Consider the following 16,848-nt stretch of genomic DNA (forward strand, 5'->3'; position numbering starts at 1 on the left):
GTGTGCAGGACTCCCGGAATTTCTCGGTAGGGTTGGGAATATGGCCGGGGCTGACGCGAACGGGCACTCCGGTGCCCGAACTCCGCACTTTGACGTTGTTCTGCGCGGGTACAACCAGCGCCAGGTGAACGAGAGAGTCACCAGGCTGGAGTTCGACCTGAAGAACGCGAGTCGGAGTCGCGATGCGGCGGCCGCCCAGGCCGCCGAGCTGACCAAGATCCTCTCCAGCACGCGCGCCGAGCTGGACAAGGTCAAGGGGCAGCTGAGCAGCATCGCCAACAGCCCGGTCAACGCCTCCAACGTCACCGAGCGCGTCCGCGTGATGATGGGCCTCGCCGAGGAGGAGATCGCGGAGATCCGCAAGACCGCGATGGACCAGGCGAACGCCACGATGGGCGAGGCCGAGCGGCACGCCGCCGAGCAGAAGGCGCTGCACCAGCGGTTGCTCGGTGAGACCGAGGAGCGCCGCAAGCAGCTGGAGGCCCAGTTCAGCGGTCGTCAGGCCGACCTGGAGAAGCAGTACGAGCAGCGCCGCGCCGAACTGGAGACCGAGCACCAGGAGCTGCGCGCCAAGCTGACCGCCGAGCACGAGGCCCTGGTGGCCGAGGCGCGTGCGGAGAAGGAGCGGACGACCGCCGAGTTCGAGGCGAGGACCACCGAGCTGGAGGAGCGCCGCAGCCAGCTGGAGAAGAAGTACTCCACGTACCACGACGAGCTGGACAAGGAGTACGACCAGCTCAAGACGACGCTGACGAAGGAGCACCAGCTCCTCGTCGCGGAGGCGCGCGCCAAGGCCGACACGATCGTCGCCGAGGCCGAGGAGCGCCGCACGACCGTGCTCGCCGAGCTGGACGGCACGCTGTCCTCCCGCACGGCCGAGACCGAGAAGCTGATCGCCGAGCTGGAGTCCGACGCGCTGACGAAGGCCGAGCAGCTCACGGCGGAGGCCGCCGAGAAGGCGGCGACGCTGCTGAGGGAGGCGACCGAGGACGCCGCCCGCCGCACCGCGGAGGCCGACGAGCGCACGGCGGCCATGCTGGCGACGCACCGGGCGCTCGCCGAGCAGTTCACCGCGGCGCAGGCGGCCGTGCAGGCCGCGGTGAGCAGCCTCGCGCCGGTGCCCGGCGGGGCCGCGGAGGCCACCACGAAGGTTCCCGAGGCGCAGGCCCCCGAGGTGCGGACTCCAGAGGTGCGGACTCCAGAGGCGCAGGCCCCCGAGGCGCAGGCTCCGGTCGCGCAGGCTCCCGCGGCGCAGACTCCGGTCGCGCAGACTCCCGCGGCACAGGCCCCGGTCGCGAAGGCCGCCGGGGTGAGGGCCGCGGGCGTCAGGGCCGCGGAGCCCAAGCCGGAGAGCACCGGCGTCGAGCGGCCGGTCGGCGTCGCGGACGAGAAGACCAAGCGGATTCCCAGGGCGGGCGGACGCCGCTGATCCGGCGGCGCGACCAGCTCGGCGACCGGGTTCGGGGTGCGCACGGGGGCCACACCGGTCCCCGTGCCACCACACCCCGACAGGTCCGCTCGACCGTGTGATCTCTACGCCTTCTCCAGGTACTCCGCGCGGTCGTCGGTGAGCAGGCCCGAGACCATCCCGGCGAGGCCGGGGTGACGCACCAGGTCCGGATCGTCGTCCACGAACCGCTGCGCCTCGGCGCGCGCCTCGTCGATGAGGTCCTCGTCGCGCAGCAGCGACAGCATCTTCAGCCCGGACCGCTTCCCGGACTGGGCCGCGCCGAGGATGTCGCCCTCGCGCCGCAGCTCCAGGTCGAGCTGAGCCAGCTCGAACCCGTCCAGGGTGGACTCCACGGCCCGCAGCCGCTGCATCGTCGGCGTGGCCTCCGGCATCTCGGTCACCAGCAGGCACAGGCCCGGCGCGCTGCCGCGCCCCACCCTGCCGCGGAGCTGGTGCAGCTGGCTCACGCCGAACCGGTCGGCGTCCATGATCACCATGACCGTGGCGTTGGGCACGTTCACGCCGACCTCGACGACGGTCGTGGCCACGACGACCTGGATCTCGCCCGAGGCGAAGGCCCGCATCACGGCGTCCTTCTCCTCCGGCGGGAGCTTGCCGTGCAGCACCTCCACGCGCAGGCCGTGCAGCGCGCCCTCCCTGAGCCGCGCTGCCACGTCGGTCACCGCCAGCGGAGCGCGGCGCTCGCCCCCGCCGCCGTCCTCGGCCGGTGGCTCGTCCAGCTCCGGGTCACCGCCGTCGTCCTCGGCCGAGCCGTCGCCGATGCGCGGGCACACCACGTACGCCTGGTGGCCCTTCGCGACCTCCTCGACGATGCGCTGCCACGCCCGGCCGAGCCAGGCGGGCTTCTCCGCCACGGGCACCACCGACGTGCTGATGGGCGAGCGACCCCGCGGCAGCTCGCGCAGCGCGGAGACCTCCAGGTCGCCGTAGACGGTCATGGCGACCGTGCGCGGGATGGGCGTGGCGGTCATGACGAGCACGTGCGGGTTCGTCTCCCCCGCACGCGTGCGCAGGGCGTCGCGCTGCTCGACGCCGAAGCGGTGCTGCTCGTCGACCACGACGAGGCCCAGTTCGGCGAAGACGACCCCGTCCTGGATCAGGGCGTGCGTGCCGACGACGATCCCGGCCTCGCCGGAGACGATCTCCAGCAGCGCCCTCTTGCGCTGCGCGGCGTTCATCGATCCGGTCAGCAGCGTCACGCGGGTCGCCTGCTCGGCCCCGCCCAGCTCACCGGCCATCGCGAGGTCGCCGAGCGACTCGCGCAGCGACCTGGCGTGCTGCGCGGCGAGGACCTCGGTGGGCGCGAGCATCGCGGCCTGCTTGCCCGCGTCGACCACCTGGAGCATCGCCCGCAGCGCCACGAGCGTCTTGCCGGAGCCCACCTCGCCCTGGAGCAGGCGGTTCATCGGCTGGGTGCCCGACAGGTCCCGCGCGACCTGCTCGCCGACCTCCCGCTGACCGGCCGTCAGCTCGAAGGGGAGCCGCTGGTCGAACGCCTCCCGGACGCCGTCCGGACGCGGCGGGCACGCCGGGGCGGGGCGGGCGGCGGCGGACGTGCGGCGCTGGGCGAGGGCGAGCTGCACCGCGAGCGCCTCGTCCCACTTGAGCCGCTGCTGCGCCACGGTGACCTCGGCCCAGCCGCGCGGCCGGTGCACGTCGCGCAGCGCCTGCTCCAGCGGCACCAGCCCGTGCCGCTCGCGCAGCTCGCGCGGCAGCGGGTCGGCCTCGTCCGGCACGCCGTCCCACACGTCGAGGAGCTGCTTGACGCAGTTGGCGACGTTCCAGCTCTGGATGCCCTTGGCCGCCGGATAGACCGGGATGAAGCCGCCCGCGAAGTCCTCCACGGCCGACTCGTCGTCGGCGCCGTCCAGCAGCTCGTACTCGGGGTGGGCGAGTTGCAGGACGTTGCGGAACTTGCCGACCTTGCCCGCGAACAGCGCCTGCCTGCCCGGCAGCAGCTCCTTCGCCGCCTTGTTGGCGGGACCGCTGAAGAAGACGCAGTTCAGCGTGCTGGTGCCGTCGGTGAGGACGGCCTCCAGCATGCTGCCGCGGCGCGTGCGCATCTGGCGCTTGTTCGCCGACTTCACCCGCGCCTGCACCGTGACGTACTCGTCGAGCTCCAGGCTCGCGATGTCGGTCAGCTTGCCGCGCTCGTCGTAGCGGCGCGGGTAGTGGCGCAGCAGGTCGCCGACGGTGAGCACGCCGAGGCCCGCCTCCAGCGCGTCGGCGCTCTTGGCGCCCAGCAGCGGGGCCAGCTTGTCGTCGAAGGTCGTCATCGCGCTCCATTCAACCGCAGGCGTCCGACAGACCCGCCGAAGCGCGTCACTCCACGCCGAGCAGGAGCAGCGAGTCCGGCTGGCCGCCGACGTAGGCGGTCAGCTCGACCTCGGGGTGCTCGGTGCGCAGGTGGGCCTCCAGGGCGTCGGCCAGCCCCGCGGGCGCACCGGCCCCGACGAGGGCGGTGACCAGCTCTCCGCCGCCGCTCAGCATCCGGTCGGCGAACCGGCGCACCAGCTCCGTGACGACGTCGTCGGTGGCCGGTCCGGGCTGCACGAGCACGACCTCGCCGTCCAGCATCCCCAGCACGTCGCCGGGCGCGCAGCGGCCCACCCAGGTGATGGCGTCCCGATCGGAGACGGCGACCTCGCCGCGCCGGGTCGCCGCGGCGGCCTCCGCCATCGCCACCACGTCGTCACCCGCCCTGCGGCCCGGATCGTGCACGGCGAGCGCGGACAGGGCCTGCACCGGGGACGCGGTGGGCACGACGACGACGTCCTGGCCCGCCTGCACCGCCTGGCCCACCGCCTCGTCCAGGACGGGACGCAGGTCGGGGTCGCCCGGCAGCACGGTGACGTGCCGGGCGCGGGTGCCCGCGACCACGGCCAGCAGGTCGGCCGCCGCGACGCCGGACGTGGTGGACAGGTCGAACACGGTCGCGCCCTCCGCGCCGAACAGACCGGCCGTGCCGGCGCCGCTGACCAGCACGACGACCGCGCGGTCCCGCACGAACCGGGGCGCCTGCGCGGTGATCTGGTCGGCGAAGCGCGACACGGTGATGCGGTGCGGACGCCCGGCCACGACACCCGACTCGATCGCGGCGCCCACGTCGTTGCAGTGCACGTGGACGGTCCACAGGTCCGCGCCGTCGCCGACGACCGACACGCAGTCGCCCAGCGCGCCGAGCGCGGTGCGCAGCGCCTCCGCCTCCGGCTCGCCGCAGCCGTCGAGCAGGTACATGACCTCGTACTCGAACTCGCCGGACCCGGACTCGCGGGCGGTGGTCAGTGCCTCGGGCGTCCTGGCGAGCAGGACCGGTGTCGCCGCCCCGGTCACCTCGTCGCCGGTGACGACGGCCACGAGCGCGTCCAGCAGCACGAGCAGGCCGCGCCCGCCCGCGTCGACCACACCGGCCCTGGCGAGGACGGCGAGCTGGCTGGGCGTGTCGGCCAGCGCGACGGCACCGGCCCTGGCCGCCGCCGTGGTGACCGCGTCGAGGTCGTCGCAGTCGCAGTCGCGCGCCGCCTCCGCCGCGGCGTGCAGCACCGACAGCACGGTGCCCGCGACGGGACGCGACACGGCGGCCGTGGCCAGCTCGTCCGCGCGCTGCAACGCGCCGCGCACGGCGGCCCCGCCGACCGTGGAGGCCCCGGCGACGGCCTCGGCGAGCCCGCGCAGCACCTGGGACAGGATCACCCCGGAGTTGCCGCGCGCCCCGGCCAGCGCTCCCCTGGCCAGCTCCGCCAGCGACGTCCCCACCGCGACCCGCGCCTGTTCCGGCGCGCGCAGCAGGGCGTCCAGGGCGGAGCGCATGGTGTGCAGCAGGTTGGTGCCCGTGTCCCCGTCCGGCACGGGGAAGACGTTCATCCTGTCGATGGCCTCGCGGTGGGCGTCCAGCGACCGGACGCAGGCGTCGGCCCAGCGACGCACCGCCGTGGCATCCAGAGCGTCCACCCGACGTCCTCCCGTGCTCGTGCTGCGGCGAGGGTAACGGGGCCGGTTTGGTCCGCGTGCCGCCGACCGGTTACCCTGACTGGGTTGCCATGCCCGGCTGAGGCTTGTGCACGCTTGCGCGCCCGCCGGGGCGTGAGACCCGCTTTCGCAACCCTGAAGGAGTGGCTGACGTGGCTGCCGTGTGCGACGTCTGTGGCAAGGGGCCGGGCTTCGGTCATTCGGTCTCGCACTCTCACCGGAAGACCAACCGCCGGTGGAACCCGAACATCCAGTCCGTGCGTGCGAAGGTTTCGTCCTCGCAGCGCCAGCGGCTGAACGTGTGCACCTCCTGCATCAAGGCAGGCAAGGTCGTGCGCGGCTGATACACCGCCGCAGAACGTCAGAGGGGCCCGGACGGACTTTCCGTCCGGGCCCCTCTGCTCGTGGCGGTGGCACTCCCCCGTCCTCGCACCGTCCGGCCCCTTCAGGCCCGGCACGGGAGGTGCGGCCGAACCGGCGTGCCCGCACGGGTCGTCCTCCTCGCGCCGCCGGCGCGTTCCTCCTGCGGCGACGCCGATCGCGGCCAGCGACGGCGCGGCACCCGTCGGCGAACTGACCGGTTCCCACCCGGCGCGCCCCCTCCGATCAGGGGAGCTGCCAGTTCACCGGCTTCGCGCCCTGCTTCTCCAGCAGCTCGTTCGCCCGGCTGAACGGGCGGGAGCCGAAGAAGCCCGCGTGCGCCGACAGCGGACTCGGGTGCGCGGACTCGACGCAGGGGAAGGGTTCCAGCAGCGGGCGCAGGTTGCGGGCGTTGCGACCCCACAGGATCGCCACGAGGGGCTCCTCGCGGGCGGCGAGCGCCTTGATGGCCTGCTCGGTGACCTGCTCCCAGCCCTTGCCCTGGTGGGCGTTGGACTTGCCGGGCTGCACGGTGAGCGCCCTGTTGAGCAGCAGCACGCCCTGCTCGGTCCACGGCGTGAGGTCGCCGTTGGACGGCTTCGGCAGGCCGAGGTCCTCCTCGTACTCCTTGTAGATGTTGACCAGGCTCTTGGGGATCGGCCGCACGTCGGGCGCGACGGAGAAGCTCAGACCGACGGCGTGTCCCGGCGTGGGGTACGGGTCCTGGCCGACGATCAGCACCTTGACCTCGTGGAAGGGCTGCTTGAACGCGCGCAGCACGTTCTCCCCCGCCGGCAGGTAGGTGCGTCCGGCGGCGACCTCCTGGCGGAGGAACTCCCCCATGGCGGTGATGCGGTCGGCAACGGGGGCGAGCGCCTCGGCCCAGCCGGGCTCGACGATCTCGTTCAACGGACGTCCGGTCACGGCGGACAAGGCTACTCCCGGTCGATCCGGCGAAGATCCCTGCGGTACGTGGCGGCGGCGGCGACGTACTTCTCCACGATGTAGCGCCACGCCCCCTCGGGGACGACGTGGCCCTCGCGGATCTTCGCGGGCACGCCCAGCGCCATCGACCGGGCCGGGACGCGTCCGTCGAAGGACACCACGGCGCCCGCGCCGACGATGGAACCCGCTTCGACCACGGCTCCGTTGAGCACCACCGAGCCCGACGCGATCAGGCAGTCGTCGCCGATCGTCGCGCCCTCGACGTGCGCGTTGTGACCGATCACGCACTCGCGGCCGATGATCGCCGGGTGGAACTCGGTGCAGTGCACGACGGTGCCGTCCTGCACGCTGGTGCGCTCCCCGACCTCGATCCGCCCGTAGTCGCCGCGCAGCACGGCCCCCGGCCACACCGAGGCGTGCGCGGCGATCCGCACGTCGCCGATCACGGTGGCGTCGGGGTGGACGTAGGCGTCCGGGTGGATCTGCGGTTCCTGCTCGCCCAGCGCGTAGATCGCCACGCCCGTCCTCCTCGATCGCGGAAGGCCCAGTCTGCAACACGGGTCGGCGGGACAGCACCTCCGTCCGCGGCGGACCGCCGGCGGGCGGGCGGTGCTAGCTCGGCAGGGACTTCGCGAAGCAGACGCTCTCCGGGTGGTCCCGGTAGACGCCGAAGTTGCGGATCTGCTCGTAGCCGCTGGAGCGGTAGAGGGAGATGGCCTCGGGCTGGCGGATGCCGGTCTCCAGCACGAGACGGCGGCGACCGGCCAGTCGGGCGGCGTGCTCCAGTTCGGCGAGGACCTGCCGGGCGAGTCCCCTGCCCCGCGCGGACGAGGAGACGTACATGCGCTTGATCTCGGCGTCGCCCGGCTCGTGATCGGGCGCGGGACCGTCCTGGGCGCGCCAGCCGCCGCAGGCCACGGGCACGCCGTCGAGGTAGCCCACGACGAAGTGGCCGAGCGGGGGCGCGAACTCGGCCGGATCGACCGGCGTGACGTCCTGCTCCCCGTAGCGCTCGACGTAGACCTGCTGCACCTCGTCGATCAGCTTCATCGCGTCTGGATGATCATACGCGATCGTGCATAGTTCCATGCGTCGATTCTACGTCCGCCAGTGCTCCCAACCTGAAGGCTTTTCGTAGGTCCTGCCGTCGACCGTCACACCCGAACCGCGGCGCACGCTGCCGATCGTCTGCCAGTCCTCCGGGACCGCAGCGGGATCGGGGAACGTCGCCGCCAGCGCGTGGTCCTCCCCGCCCGTCAGCGCCCAGTGCCGCGAGTCGGCGCCCAGCGCGGAGGCCACGTCCACCAGTCGCGGGTGGACCTGGAGCAGTTCGGTGCGGATGTCGATGGCGACCCCCGACGCGGTGGCGACGTGTCCCAGGTCGGCGAGCAGACCGTCCGAGGTGTCCACCATCGCGGTCGCTCCCGCCGCCGCGGCCTGCGGTCCCGCCGGGTAGGGCGGCTCGGGCGAGCGCTGCGCGCCCACGACCGCCACCGGCGAGCGGAACCCCCGGCCCAGCACGGCCAGCCCCGCCGCCGCCCAGCCGAGCTTCCCGCACACGGCGACGACGTCGCCCACCCGCGCGCCGGACCGGGTGACCGGCTCGACGCCACCCAGGTCGCCGAGCGCCGTGATCGAGATCACCAGCGTCGCGGACGTCACCATGTCGCCCCCGACCACGCCCGCTCCGGCGACGCGGGCCTCGCGCCACAGCCCCGCCGTGACGCCCTCTACCAGCTCGGCCGGTGTGTCGGGCGGACACGCGATGCCCACGAGCAGGGCCGTGGGCCGCGCCCCCATCGCGGCGATGTCGGCCAGGTTCACCGCCGCCGCCTTGCGCCCGACCTGCTCGGGGGAGGACCAGTCCAGCCGGAAGTGCACGTTCTCGACCAGCACGTCGGTGGAGGCCACGACCCGACCGTCGGGTGCGGCGATCACGGCGGCGTCGTCGCCGGGGCCGAGCAGGGTGGTGGGCGGCTGCACCCTCCCAGAAGTCACCCTGCGGATGAGACCGAACTCACCCACCTCAGCGACCGTGTCCGCGTTCTGCGGCGCGTCCGGGCGCACGATTGCCTCCCACTCTGAGCATTCGGAACCCCGGCTGGGGTACGTTGCCGCTGACGTTCCTACCCCGACCCAGCCCGTCGCGACGAAGGGGCACGCCGTGGTGCACGCATACATCCTCATCCAGACCGAGGTCGGCAAGGCCGCGGCCGTCGCGGCGGAGATCTCCGGCATCGCCGGTGTCGCCACCGCCGAGGACGTGACGGGTCCGTACGACGTGATCGTCCGCGCTGACGCGGACACCGTCGACCAGCTCGGACAGCTCGTGGTCGCCCGCATCCAGAACGTCGAGGGCATCACCAGGACCCTGACCTGCCCGGTGGTCCACCTCTGACCCCGTGCTGTCATAGCGGGGTGTCAGCAGACGAGGCCCCCGGCGCACGCCGGCCAGGAGACGACGCGGACGACGCCGTGATCGACAGCACCGCCCCGGAGAAAACCGCGCCGGAGAAGACCGCGCCGGAGAACATCGCCCCGGAGAAGACCGTGCCGGAGAAGACCGCGCCGGACGACGCGGCGGCTCCGCCGGACGAGCGGAGCCCGGTGGAGGCCGAGCACGTCTCGCTGCTGCCGAAGCCGCTGCTGGCCGTGGCGATCGGACTTCCGGTGCTGCTCGTGGCCGGTGTCGCCGCGGTGGGCCTGGTGCTCGGCGCGAGCGGCACGTCCGACCCCGCCGCGCCGTCGGCCGACCGCGCGGGGCCGCTGGGCCTGGTGGCCGTGCCCGCCCCCGCCGCCGGGTCCTCGGAGTGCGCGGACCTCGTGAGCACGCTGCCCGTGTCGCTGCTGTCCGACGAGGTCGTGCTGGAGCGGCGGGAGATCGCCGAGCCGGCGCCCGCGGGGGCGGTCGCGTGGGGCAGCGCCGAGCGCGACCCCGTGGTGCTGCGGTGCGGCCTCGACCGGCCCGGTGAGCTGACGCCGACCTCGGCCCTGCGGGTCGTGTCCGACGTGCAGTGGTTGCAGGTCGAGGGCGAGGGCGCGTCCACCTGGTACGCCGTGGACCGCGCGGTCTACGTGGCGCTGACCGTGCCGGACGACGCGGGGACCGGTCCGCTCCAGGACGTCTCCACAGCACTGCGCGACCGCCTGGCCGCCCGGCCGGTCGACACCGGCGGGAGCTGAGGAGGAGCGTTCCCGCGGGAACGCTCCCCCGCTCGGTCAGCGCAGTCCGGTGCCGCGGGCGACAGCCGTGTCGACGAGCGTGCTGATCAGCTCCGGGTAGTCCACGCCCGTCTCCGCCCACATCCGGGGGAACATGGAGATCGGCGTGAAGCCGGGCATCGTGTTGATCTCGTTGACGACCAGCTCACCGCCGTCGCCGACGAAGAAGTCCACCCTGGACAGGCCCTGGCAGTCCAGGGCGCGGAAGGCGGTCACGGCCATCGCGCGCAGCTCGGCGGACAGGTCGTCGTCCAGCTTCGCCGGGATGTCGAACTCGCACACGTCGTCGACGTACTTGGCGTCGAAGTCGTACCACTCGACGCCGTCGCCGACGAGGCGCAGCTCGGCGGGCAGCGACGACTCCACGCGGCCGTCGGGGAACTCCAGCACGCCGCACTCGATCTCGCGGCCCGACACGGCGCTCTCGACGATGACCTTGGGGTCGGTGCGGCGGGCGAGGTCGATCGCCTCGTCCAGCTCGGCCCAGTCGGTGACCCGGCTGATGCCCACGGAGGACCCGGCGCGCGCCGGCTTGACGAACACGGGCAGACCGAGGCGCTCCCGCTCGTCGGCGCTCAGCGTCTCCTGGTCGCGCCGCAGCACGGCGTACGTGCCGACGGGCAGCCCGGCCGCGGCGAGGAGGGTCTTGGTGAAGACCTTGTCCATCGCGACGGCGCTGGCGAGCACACCGGGACCGACGTAGGGCAGGTCGGCGAGTTCGAGCAGGCCCTGCACGGTGCCGTCCTCGCCCCACGCGCCGTGCAGCACCGGGAACACCACGTCCACGCCGTCGAGGGCCTCACCGGGCTGCACCGGCACCAGCGCGGTCTCCCCGGCGGGCACCAGCGCGGCGACGGTGGGCATGTTGCCGTCGCGGATCTCCAGCGAGTGCGCCGTCTCGCTGCCGCCGACCACCCACGCCCCCTGCTGGGTGATGCCGACCGGGACGACCTCGAAGCGGTCGCGGTCGATGTGGGACAGCACGCTCCCGGCGGACACGCAGGACACCGTGTGCTCGGTGCTGCGTCCGCCGAAGACGACGGCGACCCTGGTCTTGCGCTGCGTCATGGGGTCAACCTACCCGGATGGCTCAACCGCACCGACCCGGTCACCGGGCGGGGTGACGAGGACGTCACCTGCGCCGATCACCGGTCCCCTCCGGAGATCGTCCGGTCCCGGGTGGACAGCAGCGACACGAGCACGGGCAGGGCGGCCACGAGCTGCTCGCGGGAGCACGCGCCGTACCCGATGGCGGCACCGTGCACGACCGGGCGTCCCGCGTGGTGCCGTCCCAGGCCGTCCAGCCGCAGGCCGCGCTGCTCGGCGGCGGCCAGCAGCTCCCGCTCGGCCCGGTCGGACGCCAGGCGGACCACGACGTGCGCGCCCGCGTCGTCGCCCACGACCTCGATCCCGGCCTCGCCCAGCGCGTCCACCAGCAGGGCCCGCCGCTCGGACAGCTCGCGCCGCAGCCGCCGCAGGTGCCGTCCCAGGTCGCCGTGCCGGGCCAGCTCCACGAGCACGCGCTGCCCCGCGGGGGCCGGGCTCGTCCCGGTGCGGTCGCGGTGCGCCAGCACCTGCGCGGCGACGGCCTCCGGGGCGACCATCCAGCCCGCGCCGAGCGTCGGCGTGAGGATCTTGCTGGTGGTGCCGAGGTGCACCACCACGTCCGGGGCGAGCGCGGCGAGCAGCGGCAGCGGCGCCACGTCGTAGCGCAGCTCGCCGTCGTAGTCGTCCTCCACCACGAGCCACCCGTCGCGACGGGCCCGCTCCACCAGCGCCACGCGGCGACCGGCGGACATGCGCCCGCCCAGCGGGTACTGGTGCGCCGGTGAGCAGTAGACGGCCCGGACACCGGCGGGGACGCCCTCCACGAGCAGCCCCTCCTCGTCCACGGGCGCGGGCAGCACGCGCAGGCCGGCCCCGCGCAGCGCCCACACCGCGCGCTGGTAGCCGGGCTCCTCCACGGCGACCGCGTCACCGGGCCGGAACACGGCCGCGGCGAGTTCGGTGAGCGCGGCGGTCGTGCCTCCGGTGGCGAGCACCAGCTCCTCGCTCGGCCCGCTCTGCACGGCGAGGCCGCGGTGACTCCGCACGGCCAGACCGCGGTGGCGCAGCAGGTGCTCGGCCACGACCGACAGGTACTCGGGCAGTCCGGCGCGCTGCGGCCGGAACAGCGGCGCCGCGTCGGCCGCGGCGCGCCACGCCCGCCGCCACGCGGCCCGGTCCAGCCCGTCGGCCCACGGCGCACCGGGCGCGAGGTCCACCACCTCGGTGCTGCTGGGCGCGGGCGCGGCCTTGCGCGAACGCTTGCGCAGCGCGCCGGGCGGGGTGGTGGTGACGTAGGTCCCGGAGCCGTGCCGCCCGGCGATCCAGCCCTCGGCGTGCAGCTGCTCGTAGGCGGCGGCGGTGACCGTCCTGCTCACGCCCAGCCGGGTGGCCAGGGCGCGCGTGGACGGCAGCCGGTCGCCGCTGCGCAGCCTGCCCTCGGCGGCGGCGGTGCGCAGGGCGTCGGCGAGCTGCACGGCGAGCGGTTCGGCCGACGTGCGGTCCAGGGTCACCGGCAGTGCGGTCTCCGCCATGAAAGTGGCCTTTCAGAAAACTTGCAAACTGGAGCTTTCAGGATGCCACTTCAGCGTCGACAGTGGGCACATGACGCTCTCACCCACTCCCCGCAGCACCGTCCGGCGCGGCAAGGCGCGGGTCGAGACCGACCGCGCCGTGCTGCACGAGATCCTCGACGCCGGTCTGGTCTGCCACCTCGCCGTCGTCGTCGACGGCACGCCCGTGGTGCTGCCGACCGGCTACGGGCGCGACGGCGACGTGCTCTACCTGCACGGTTCCACAGGAGCGCGCACGATGCGCGAGGCGAGCGCCGGAGCGCCGGTGTGCGTGGCCGTGACGCACGTCGACGGCGTCGTCTACGCCCGGTCGTCGTTCCACCACTCGATGAACTACCGCTCGGCCGTGGTGCACGGCGTCGCGGTCCCGGCCGCCGACCCCGAGCACGCGCTGCGGGTGCTCACCGAGCACCTCGCGCCCGGCTCGTGGGACCACGCCCGCCGCCCCGCGCCGCGCGAGCTGGCCGCGACGGCCGTGCTGGCCCTGGACCTGACCGAGGCGTCGGTGAAGGTGCGGACCGGCCCGCCCGGCGACGACGAGGCCGACGTCGAGGCGAACACGGCGTGGGCCGGGGTGCTGCCGCTGCGCGCGGTGTGGGGCGAGCCGCTGCCGGCGTCGGACCTCGCGGTGCCCCCGCACGTGCTCAGCCGAGCGCGGTAGGCCCGTCCACGGGGTCGAAGCGGTAGGGGGTGGTGGCGCGCGGCCCGTGCCGGTAGACGTGCACCGTCACCGCCGGGTCCGGCCCGTCGTTGCGGACCCGGTGCACGTACCCCGGCCCGAACACCCTGGACTGACCGGCGTGCAGGTGGTGGACGACCTGCACCGCTCCTCGCGCCACGGTCTCCGACAGCGCGCCGCGGACGAGGGTGAACGCGCCGGAGGCGGGGCCGTGGTCGTGCAGGTCGGTGTGCTGGCCCGGCAGCCAGCTCATCAGCCAGACCTCCTGCTCGGGGGTCCGCTCGACGAGCGCCGCGAAGCGGGTGTCGGGGTCGTAGCGCAGCAGGTGGCGCCAGCGCTCGCGATCCGCGGCGACCTCCAGCGCGATGCGCACGGGGTGCAGGGCGGCACGGGATTCGGGCAGGGCGACGGTGTTCTCCGGCACGGCGAACATGGGAGTCGTGTTCCTTCACGGGTGAACGAGCGGACACCGGTTCACGGGGAACCGGCCGGACGCGAGACGATCACCGAGAAGGACAGAGCGCGCTGGCGACCAGGCCGAGGTCGATGTGACCCCGCCCGTCGATCATGGCGCGAAACAGCACTCCACGAGGGTTCCAGCGCTCACCACACCGGTCAACCCGGTCCCACCAGGTGGACCCGATCGGGTTCAGGACGGGGCCGTGTCAGGACAGAGCCGTGTCAGGACGGAGCCGTGTCAGGACAGAGCGGTGAGCACGTCCGCCACCAGGTCGTCGGTGTCCTCGCACCCCGCCGACAGGCGGACCAGGCCCTCCGGCACCGGGTCGCCCCACTGGGCGCGGCGGTCCAGGTTGCTGTGCAGACCGCCGAAGCTGGTGCTCGCGTTGATCAGGCGGCTGCGCGCCAGGAACCGCTCCACCTCGGGCAGCCCGGCCAGCTGGAACGTCAGCACCCCGCCGAAGCGGCGCATCTGCCTGGCCGCCAGTTCGTGCGCCGGGTCGTCGGCCGCGCCCGGCCAGCGCAGCCCCGTCACGGCCGGGTGGTCGCGCAGGGCGGCGTGCAGGGCGGCGGCGTTGGCCGCCTGCCGCGCGAGCCGCAGGTCGAGCGTGCCCAGCCCGCGGTGCGCGAGCCAGGTCTCGAACGGGCCGGGGATGGCGCCGCTCACCGTCCGCGCCGAGCGCAGCCGCTCGGCCAGGTCCGGATCGGACACCGTCACGTGCCCGAGCAGCACGTCGCTGTGCCCGGCCACCGCCTTGGTGTCGCTGGCCACGACGACGTCGGCGCCCAGCGCGAGCGGGCGCTGCCCCAGCGGGGTCGCGGTGGTGTTGTCCACCGCCAGCAGCGCGCCCGCCGCGTGCGCGGCCTCCGCGAGCCCGGCGATGTCGCACACGTCCAGACCGGGGTTGGACGGCGACTCCAGCAGCACCAGCCGCACACCGGTGAGGTCGGGCCACGGCCCGGCGGTCGGTGTCTCCCGCACGTCCAGCCGCAGCGGCGCCAGCTCCTGCGCCACGTACTTGCGGGTGAGGAAGTAGCCGTCGGACGGCAGCACGACCGCGTCACCGGCGTCGAGGACCGACCGCAGCAGGGTGGAGATCGCCGACATGCCGGACGGGAACAGCACGCACTCCCCGCCGTCCAGCTCGCCCAGCGCCGTCTCCAGCGCGCGCCAGGTCGGGTTGCCCGACCGGCCGTAGGTGTCGTCGCCGCCCAGGTGGAACGCCGAGGCGAACACCGGGCTCGACATGAACGGCCCGCCGCCGACGCGCTCCGGCTCACCGCCGTGCACGCACCGCGTCCCGTCGCCCCACCCCGTGTCCGTCGTCACTGCCGTTCCGCCTTCCGCTCACGACCGATGAGCGCCGCTCCCAGCGCCCTCGGGTCCAGTCCGTCGTGGCACACGCCGTGCACACCGTCGGTGATGGGCATCTCCACGTCCAGCCGCCGCGCCAGCTCGCGGATCGACGAGCACGACTTCACCCCCTCGGCGACCTGCCCGTGCGCGGCCTCCTGCGCCTGCGCGAGGGTCTCGCCGCGGCCGAGCCGCTCGCCGAAGGACCTGTTCCGCGACAGCGGCGACGCGCACGTCGCCACCAGGTCGCCCAGTCCGGCGAGACCGGCGAACGTCAGCGGGTCCGCGCCCAGCGCGGCCCCCAGCCGGGCCGTCTCGGCCAGGCCGCGGGTGATGATCGAGGCCATCGTGTTGTCGCCGAACCCCAGCCCCGCCGCCATGCCGCAGGCGAGCGCGATCACGTTCTTGCACGCGCCGCCGAGCTCGCAGCCGACGACGTCGGTGTTGGTGTAGGGGCGGAAGTAGCCGTTGGAGCAGGCGCGCTGGAGGTCCACGGCGCGGTCGTGGTCGGTGCACGCGATGACCGTGGCCGTGGGCTGCTCCGCGGCGATCTCCTTGGCCAGGTTCGGTCCGGACACGACGGCCACCTGCGACTGCGGCACGCCCGCGACCTCGCCGATCACCTCGCTCATCCGCTTGAGCGTGCCCAGCTCCACCCCCTTGGCGAGACTCACCAGCGTCGCCCCGGAGGGCAGCAGCGGTCGCCACGCCGACAGGTTGGCGCGCAGGGTCTGGCTCGGCACGGCCAGCACGACGGCGTCCGCGCCGCGCAGCGCCAGCCCCGCGTCGGAGGTCGCGCCGAGGTTGTCCGGCAGCACCACGCCGGGCAGGTAGCCGGTGTTGATCCGCTCGCGGGTGATCGAGTCCGCGATCTCGTCGCGCCGCGCCCACAGCACGACGTCGGTGCCGGAGTCGGCGAGGACCTTCGCGAAGGCGGTGCCCCAGGACCCCGCCCCGAGGACGGCCACGCGTCGCACGGCCATCAGTCGCTCGTCCCGGTCGGACCGGAGCGGGGGAACCCGTCCGGCGGTTCCTGCCCGCGCACCTCGGCCAGCAGCGTCGTCACCCGGTTCATCAGCAGGTCGGTCACCTCGTGCAGCAGGTCGGCGTCGGCGGTCCTGCCGCGGTGCGCCGACAGGTCGACGGGTTCGCCCACGACCGTCACCACGGTCTTGCGCGGCAGCGGGCGGAACCTCTTGCGGTAGTGGTCGTACACGTCGAGCGTGCCCCAGCGGGCGACCGGGATCACCGGCACGTCGTGGGCCAGCGCGAGCCGCGCCGCGCCCGTGCGGGACGGTCCCGGCCAGCCGTCGGGGTCGCGGGTGATCGTGCCCTCCGGGTAGATCACGACGACCTCGCCGCCGGCCAGCGACGCGTGGGCCGCCCGCAGGCTCTCGCCCGCGTCGGCCGTGCCCCGGTAGACCGGGATCTGCCGGCAGGCCCGCAGCAGCGCGCCCGCCACCGGGATCTTCCACAGGCCGTGCTTGCCCATGAAGTGCGGCACGCGGCCGTGGCCGTGGACGAGGAGTGCGTCGTAGAACGGGTCGAGGTGGGAGACGTGGTTGAGCACGAGCAGCGCTCCGCCCCGCGCGGGGACGCGGTGGGCGTGGTGCTCGCGACGCCGGGCCAGCGCGGCCGTGAGCACGTGGCAGGCCACCGCGACGAACCCGACCCAGAAGCCGCCCCTCTCGCGTTCCACCCGATCCCCCGCTCGTCGTCGCCCGCTCGCCGGTGGAGTCTTCACCGGTGGCCCCGGCCAGGTCCAGCCGAG

The 16,848-nt window shown here is 74.1% G+C and carries 18 protein-coding genes; 5 read left to right on the top strand and 13 right to left on the bottom strand.

The annotated features are described in order from the left end of the window. Positions 1–124 precede the first annotated feature (124 nt). The gene (locus IMZ35_RS02195) at positions 125–1,429 is read left to right on the top strand and encodes a coiled-coil domain-containing protein (RefSeq protein WP_199439144.1); all 1,305 of its coding nucleotides are present in this window, start codon (positions 125–127) and stop codon (positions 1,427–1,429) included. 104 nt (positions 1,430–1,533) lie between these two features. Here IMZ35_RS02195 and recG read toward each other — a convergent pair whose 3' ends face one another. Together recG and IMZ35_RS02205 are read right to left on the bottom strand one after the other, a co-directional pair. Next, entirely contained in the window at positions 1,534–3,747 is a 2,214-nt protein-coding gene (gene recG / locus IMZ35_RS02200; protein WP_199439145.1) for an ATP-dependent DNA helicase RecG, read from the bottom strand. Between the two features lie 46 nt (positions 3,748–3,793). Then, the gene (locus IMZ35_RS02205) at positions 3,794–5,422 is read right to left on the bottom strand and encodes a DAK2 domain-containing protein (RefSeq protein WP_199439146.1); all 1,629 of its coding nucleotides are present in this window, start codon (positions 5,420–5,422) and stop codon (positions 3,794–3,796) included. A 170-nt stretch (positions 5,423–5,592) separates the two neighbouring features. Here IMZ35_RS02205 and rpmB point away from each other — a divergent pair, with 170 nt between their 5' ends. Continuing rightward, entirely contained in the window at positions 5,593–5,784 is a 192-nt protein-coding gene (gene rpmB / locus IMZ35_RS02210) for a 50S ribosomal protein L28 (RefSeq protein WP_199439601.1), read from the top strand. Positions 5,785–6,046: 262 nt separating this feature from the next. Here the strand turns inward: rpmB and IMZ35_RS02215 are convergent, their stop codons facing one another. The 4 genes from IMZ35_RS02215 to IMZ35_RS02230 form a co-directional block, all read right to left on the bottom strand. Beyond that, positions 6,047–6,724 carry a uracil-DNA glycosylase gene (locus IMZ35_RS02215; RefSeq protein ID WP_199439147.1) on the bottom strand — a complete coding sequence of 226 codons (678 nt, stop codon included), beginning with the start codon at positions 6,722–6,724 and terminating at the stop codon, positions 6,047–6,049. 11 nt (positions 6,725–6,735) lie between these two features. After that, on the bottom strand, positions 6,736–7,263 hold the full coding sequence (locus tag IMZ35_RS02220) for a gamma carbonic anhydrase family protein (protein ID WP_199439148.1): 528 nt from the start codon (positions 7,261–7,263) through the stop codon (positions 6,736–6,738). 94 nt (positions 7,264–7,357) lie between these two features. Then, on the bottom strand, positions 7,358–7,834 hold the full coding sequence (locus tag IMZ35_RS02225; protein WP_199439149.1) for a GNAT family N-acetyltransferase: 477 nt from the start codon (positions 7,832–7,834) through the stop codon (positions 7,358–7,360). 9 nt (positions 7,835–7,843) lie between these two features. After that, complete coding sequence (locus IMZ35_RS02230) at positions 7,844–8,812, bottom strand: thiamine-phosphate kinase (protein WP_307867670.1); 969 nt, start codon at positions 8,810–8,812, stop codon at positions 7,844–7,846. Positions 8,813–8,909: 97 nt separating this feature from the next. Here IMZ35_RS02230 and IMZ35_RS02235 point away from each other — a divergent pair, with 97 nt between their 5' ends. Then, positions 8,910–9,143 carry an Lrp/AsnC ligand binding domain-containing protein gene (locus IMZ35_RS02235; RefSeq protein ID WP_199439150.1) on the top strand — a complete coding sequence of 78 codons (234 nt, stop codon included), beginning with the start codon at positions 8,910–8,912 and terminating at the stop codon, positions 9,141–9,143. Between the two features lie 10 nt (positions 9,144–9,153). Here the strand turns inward: IMZ35_RS02235 and IMZ35_RS32050 are convergent, their stop codons facing one another. Beyond that, positions 9,154–9,279, bottom strand: coding sequence for a hypothetical protein (locus tag IMZ35_RS32050; protein ID WP_199439151.1), 126 nt, complete (start codon positions 9,277–9,279; stop codon positions 9,154–9,156). A 94-nt stretch (positions 9,280–9,373) separates the two neighbouring features. Here IMZ35_RS32050 and IMZ35_RS02245 point away from each other — a divergent pair, with 94 nt between their 5' ends. Further along, positions 9,374–9,928 (top strand): DUF3515 domain-containing protein, encoded by a 555-nt coding sequence (locus IMZ35_RS02245; RefSeq protein ID WP_229369946.1) that lies wholly within the window; start codon positions 9,374–9,376, stop codon positions 9,926–9,928. Positions 9,929–9,964: 36 nt separating this feature from the next. Here the strand turns inward: IMZ35_RS02245 and IMZ35_RS02250 are convergent, their stop codons facing one another. Further along, positions 9,965–11,035 carry a D-alanine--D-alanine ligase family protein gene (locus IMZ35_RS02250; RefSeq protein WP_199439152.1) on the bottom strand — a complete coding sequence of 357 codons (1,071 nt, stop codon included), beginning with the start codon at positions 11,033–11,035 and terminating at the stop codon, positions 9,965–9,967. Between the two features lie 77 nt (positions 11,036–11,112). Then, entirely contained in the window at positions 11,113–12,546 is a 1,434-nt protein-coding gene (gene pdxR / locus IMZ35_RS02255; RefSeq protein WP_199439153.1) for a MocR-like pyridoxine biosynthesis transcription factor PdxR, read from the bottom strand. A gap of 70 nt (positions 12,547–12,616) precedes the next feature. On the opposite strand from pdxR, the gene IMZ35_RS02260 reads away from it, so the two are divergent. Beyond that, complete coding sequence (locus tag IMZ35_RS02260) at positions 12,617–13,246, top strand: pyridoxamine 5'-phosphate oxidase family protein (RefSeq protein ID WP_199439154.1); 630 nt, start codon at positions 12,617–12,619, stop codon at positions 13,244–13,246. Here IMZ35_RS02260 and IMZ35_RS02265 read toward each other — a convergent pair. The 4 genes from IMZ35_RS02265 to IMZ35_RS02280 all read right to left on the bottom strand — a co-directional run bounded on the left by IMZ35_RS02265 (position 13,230) and on the right by IMZ35_RS02280 (position 16,776). Then, on the bottom strand, positions 13,230–13,697 hold the full coding sequence (locus IMZ35_RS02265; RefSeq protein ID WP_199439155.1) for a cysteine dioxygenase: 468 nt from the start codon (positions 13,695–13,697) through the stop codon (positions 13,230–13,232). The genes IMZ35_RS02260 and IMZ35_RS02265 overlap by 17 nt on opposite strands. Positions 13,698–13,961: 264 nt before the next feature. Then, entirely contained in the window at positions 13,962–15,053 is a 1,092-nt protein-coding gene (locus tag IMZ35_RS02270; protein ID WP_199439156.1) for a cystathionine gamma-lyase, read from the bottom strand. Next, a complete protein-coding gene (locus IMZ35_RS02275; protein WP_199439157.1) occupies positions 15,050–16,060 on the bottom strand; it encodes an NAD(P)H-dependent glycerol-3-phosphate dehydrogenase in 1,011 nt (336 codons plus the stop codon). The genes IMZ35_RS02270 and IMZ35_RS02275 overlap by 4 nt, the downstream gene beginning before the upstream one ends. After that, on the bottom strand, positions 16,060–16,776 hold the full coding sequence (locus tag IMZ35_RS02280) for a lysophospholipid acyltransferase family protein (RefSeq protein WP_199439158.1): 717 nt from the start codon (positions 16,774–16,776) through the stop codon (positions 16,060–16,062). Before IMZ35_RS02280 ends, IMZ35_RS02275 begins: the two co-directional genes overlap by 1 nt. Between the last annotated feature and the right edge of the window lie 72 nt (positions 16,777–16,848).

Origin of the sequence: Umezawaea beigongshangensis (genome assembly GCF_016464305.1) — a bacterium.
Lineage (GTDB): Bacteria > Actinomycetota > Actinomycetes > Mycobacteriales > Pseudonocardiaceae > Umezawaea_A > Umezawaea_A beigongshangensis.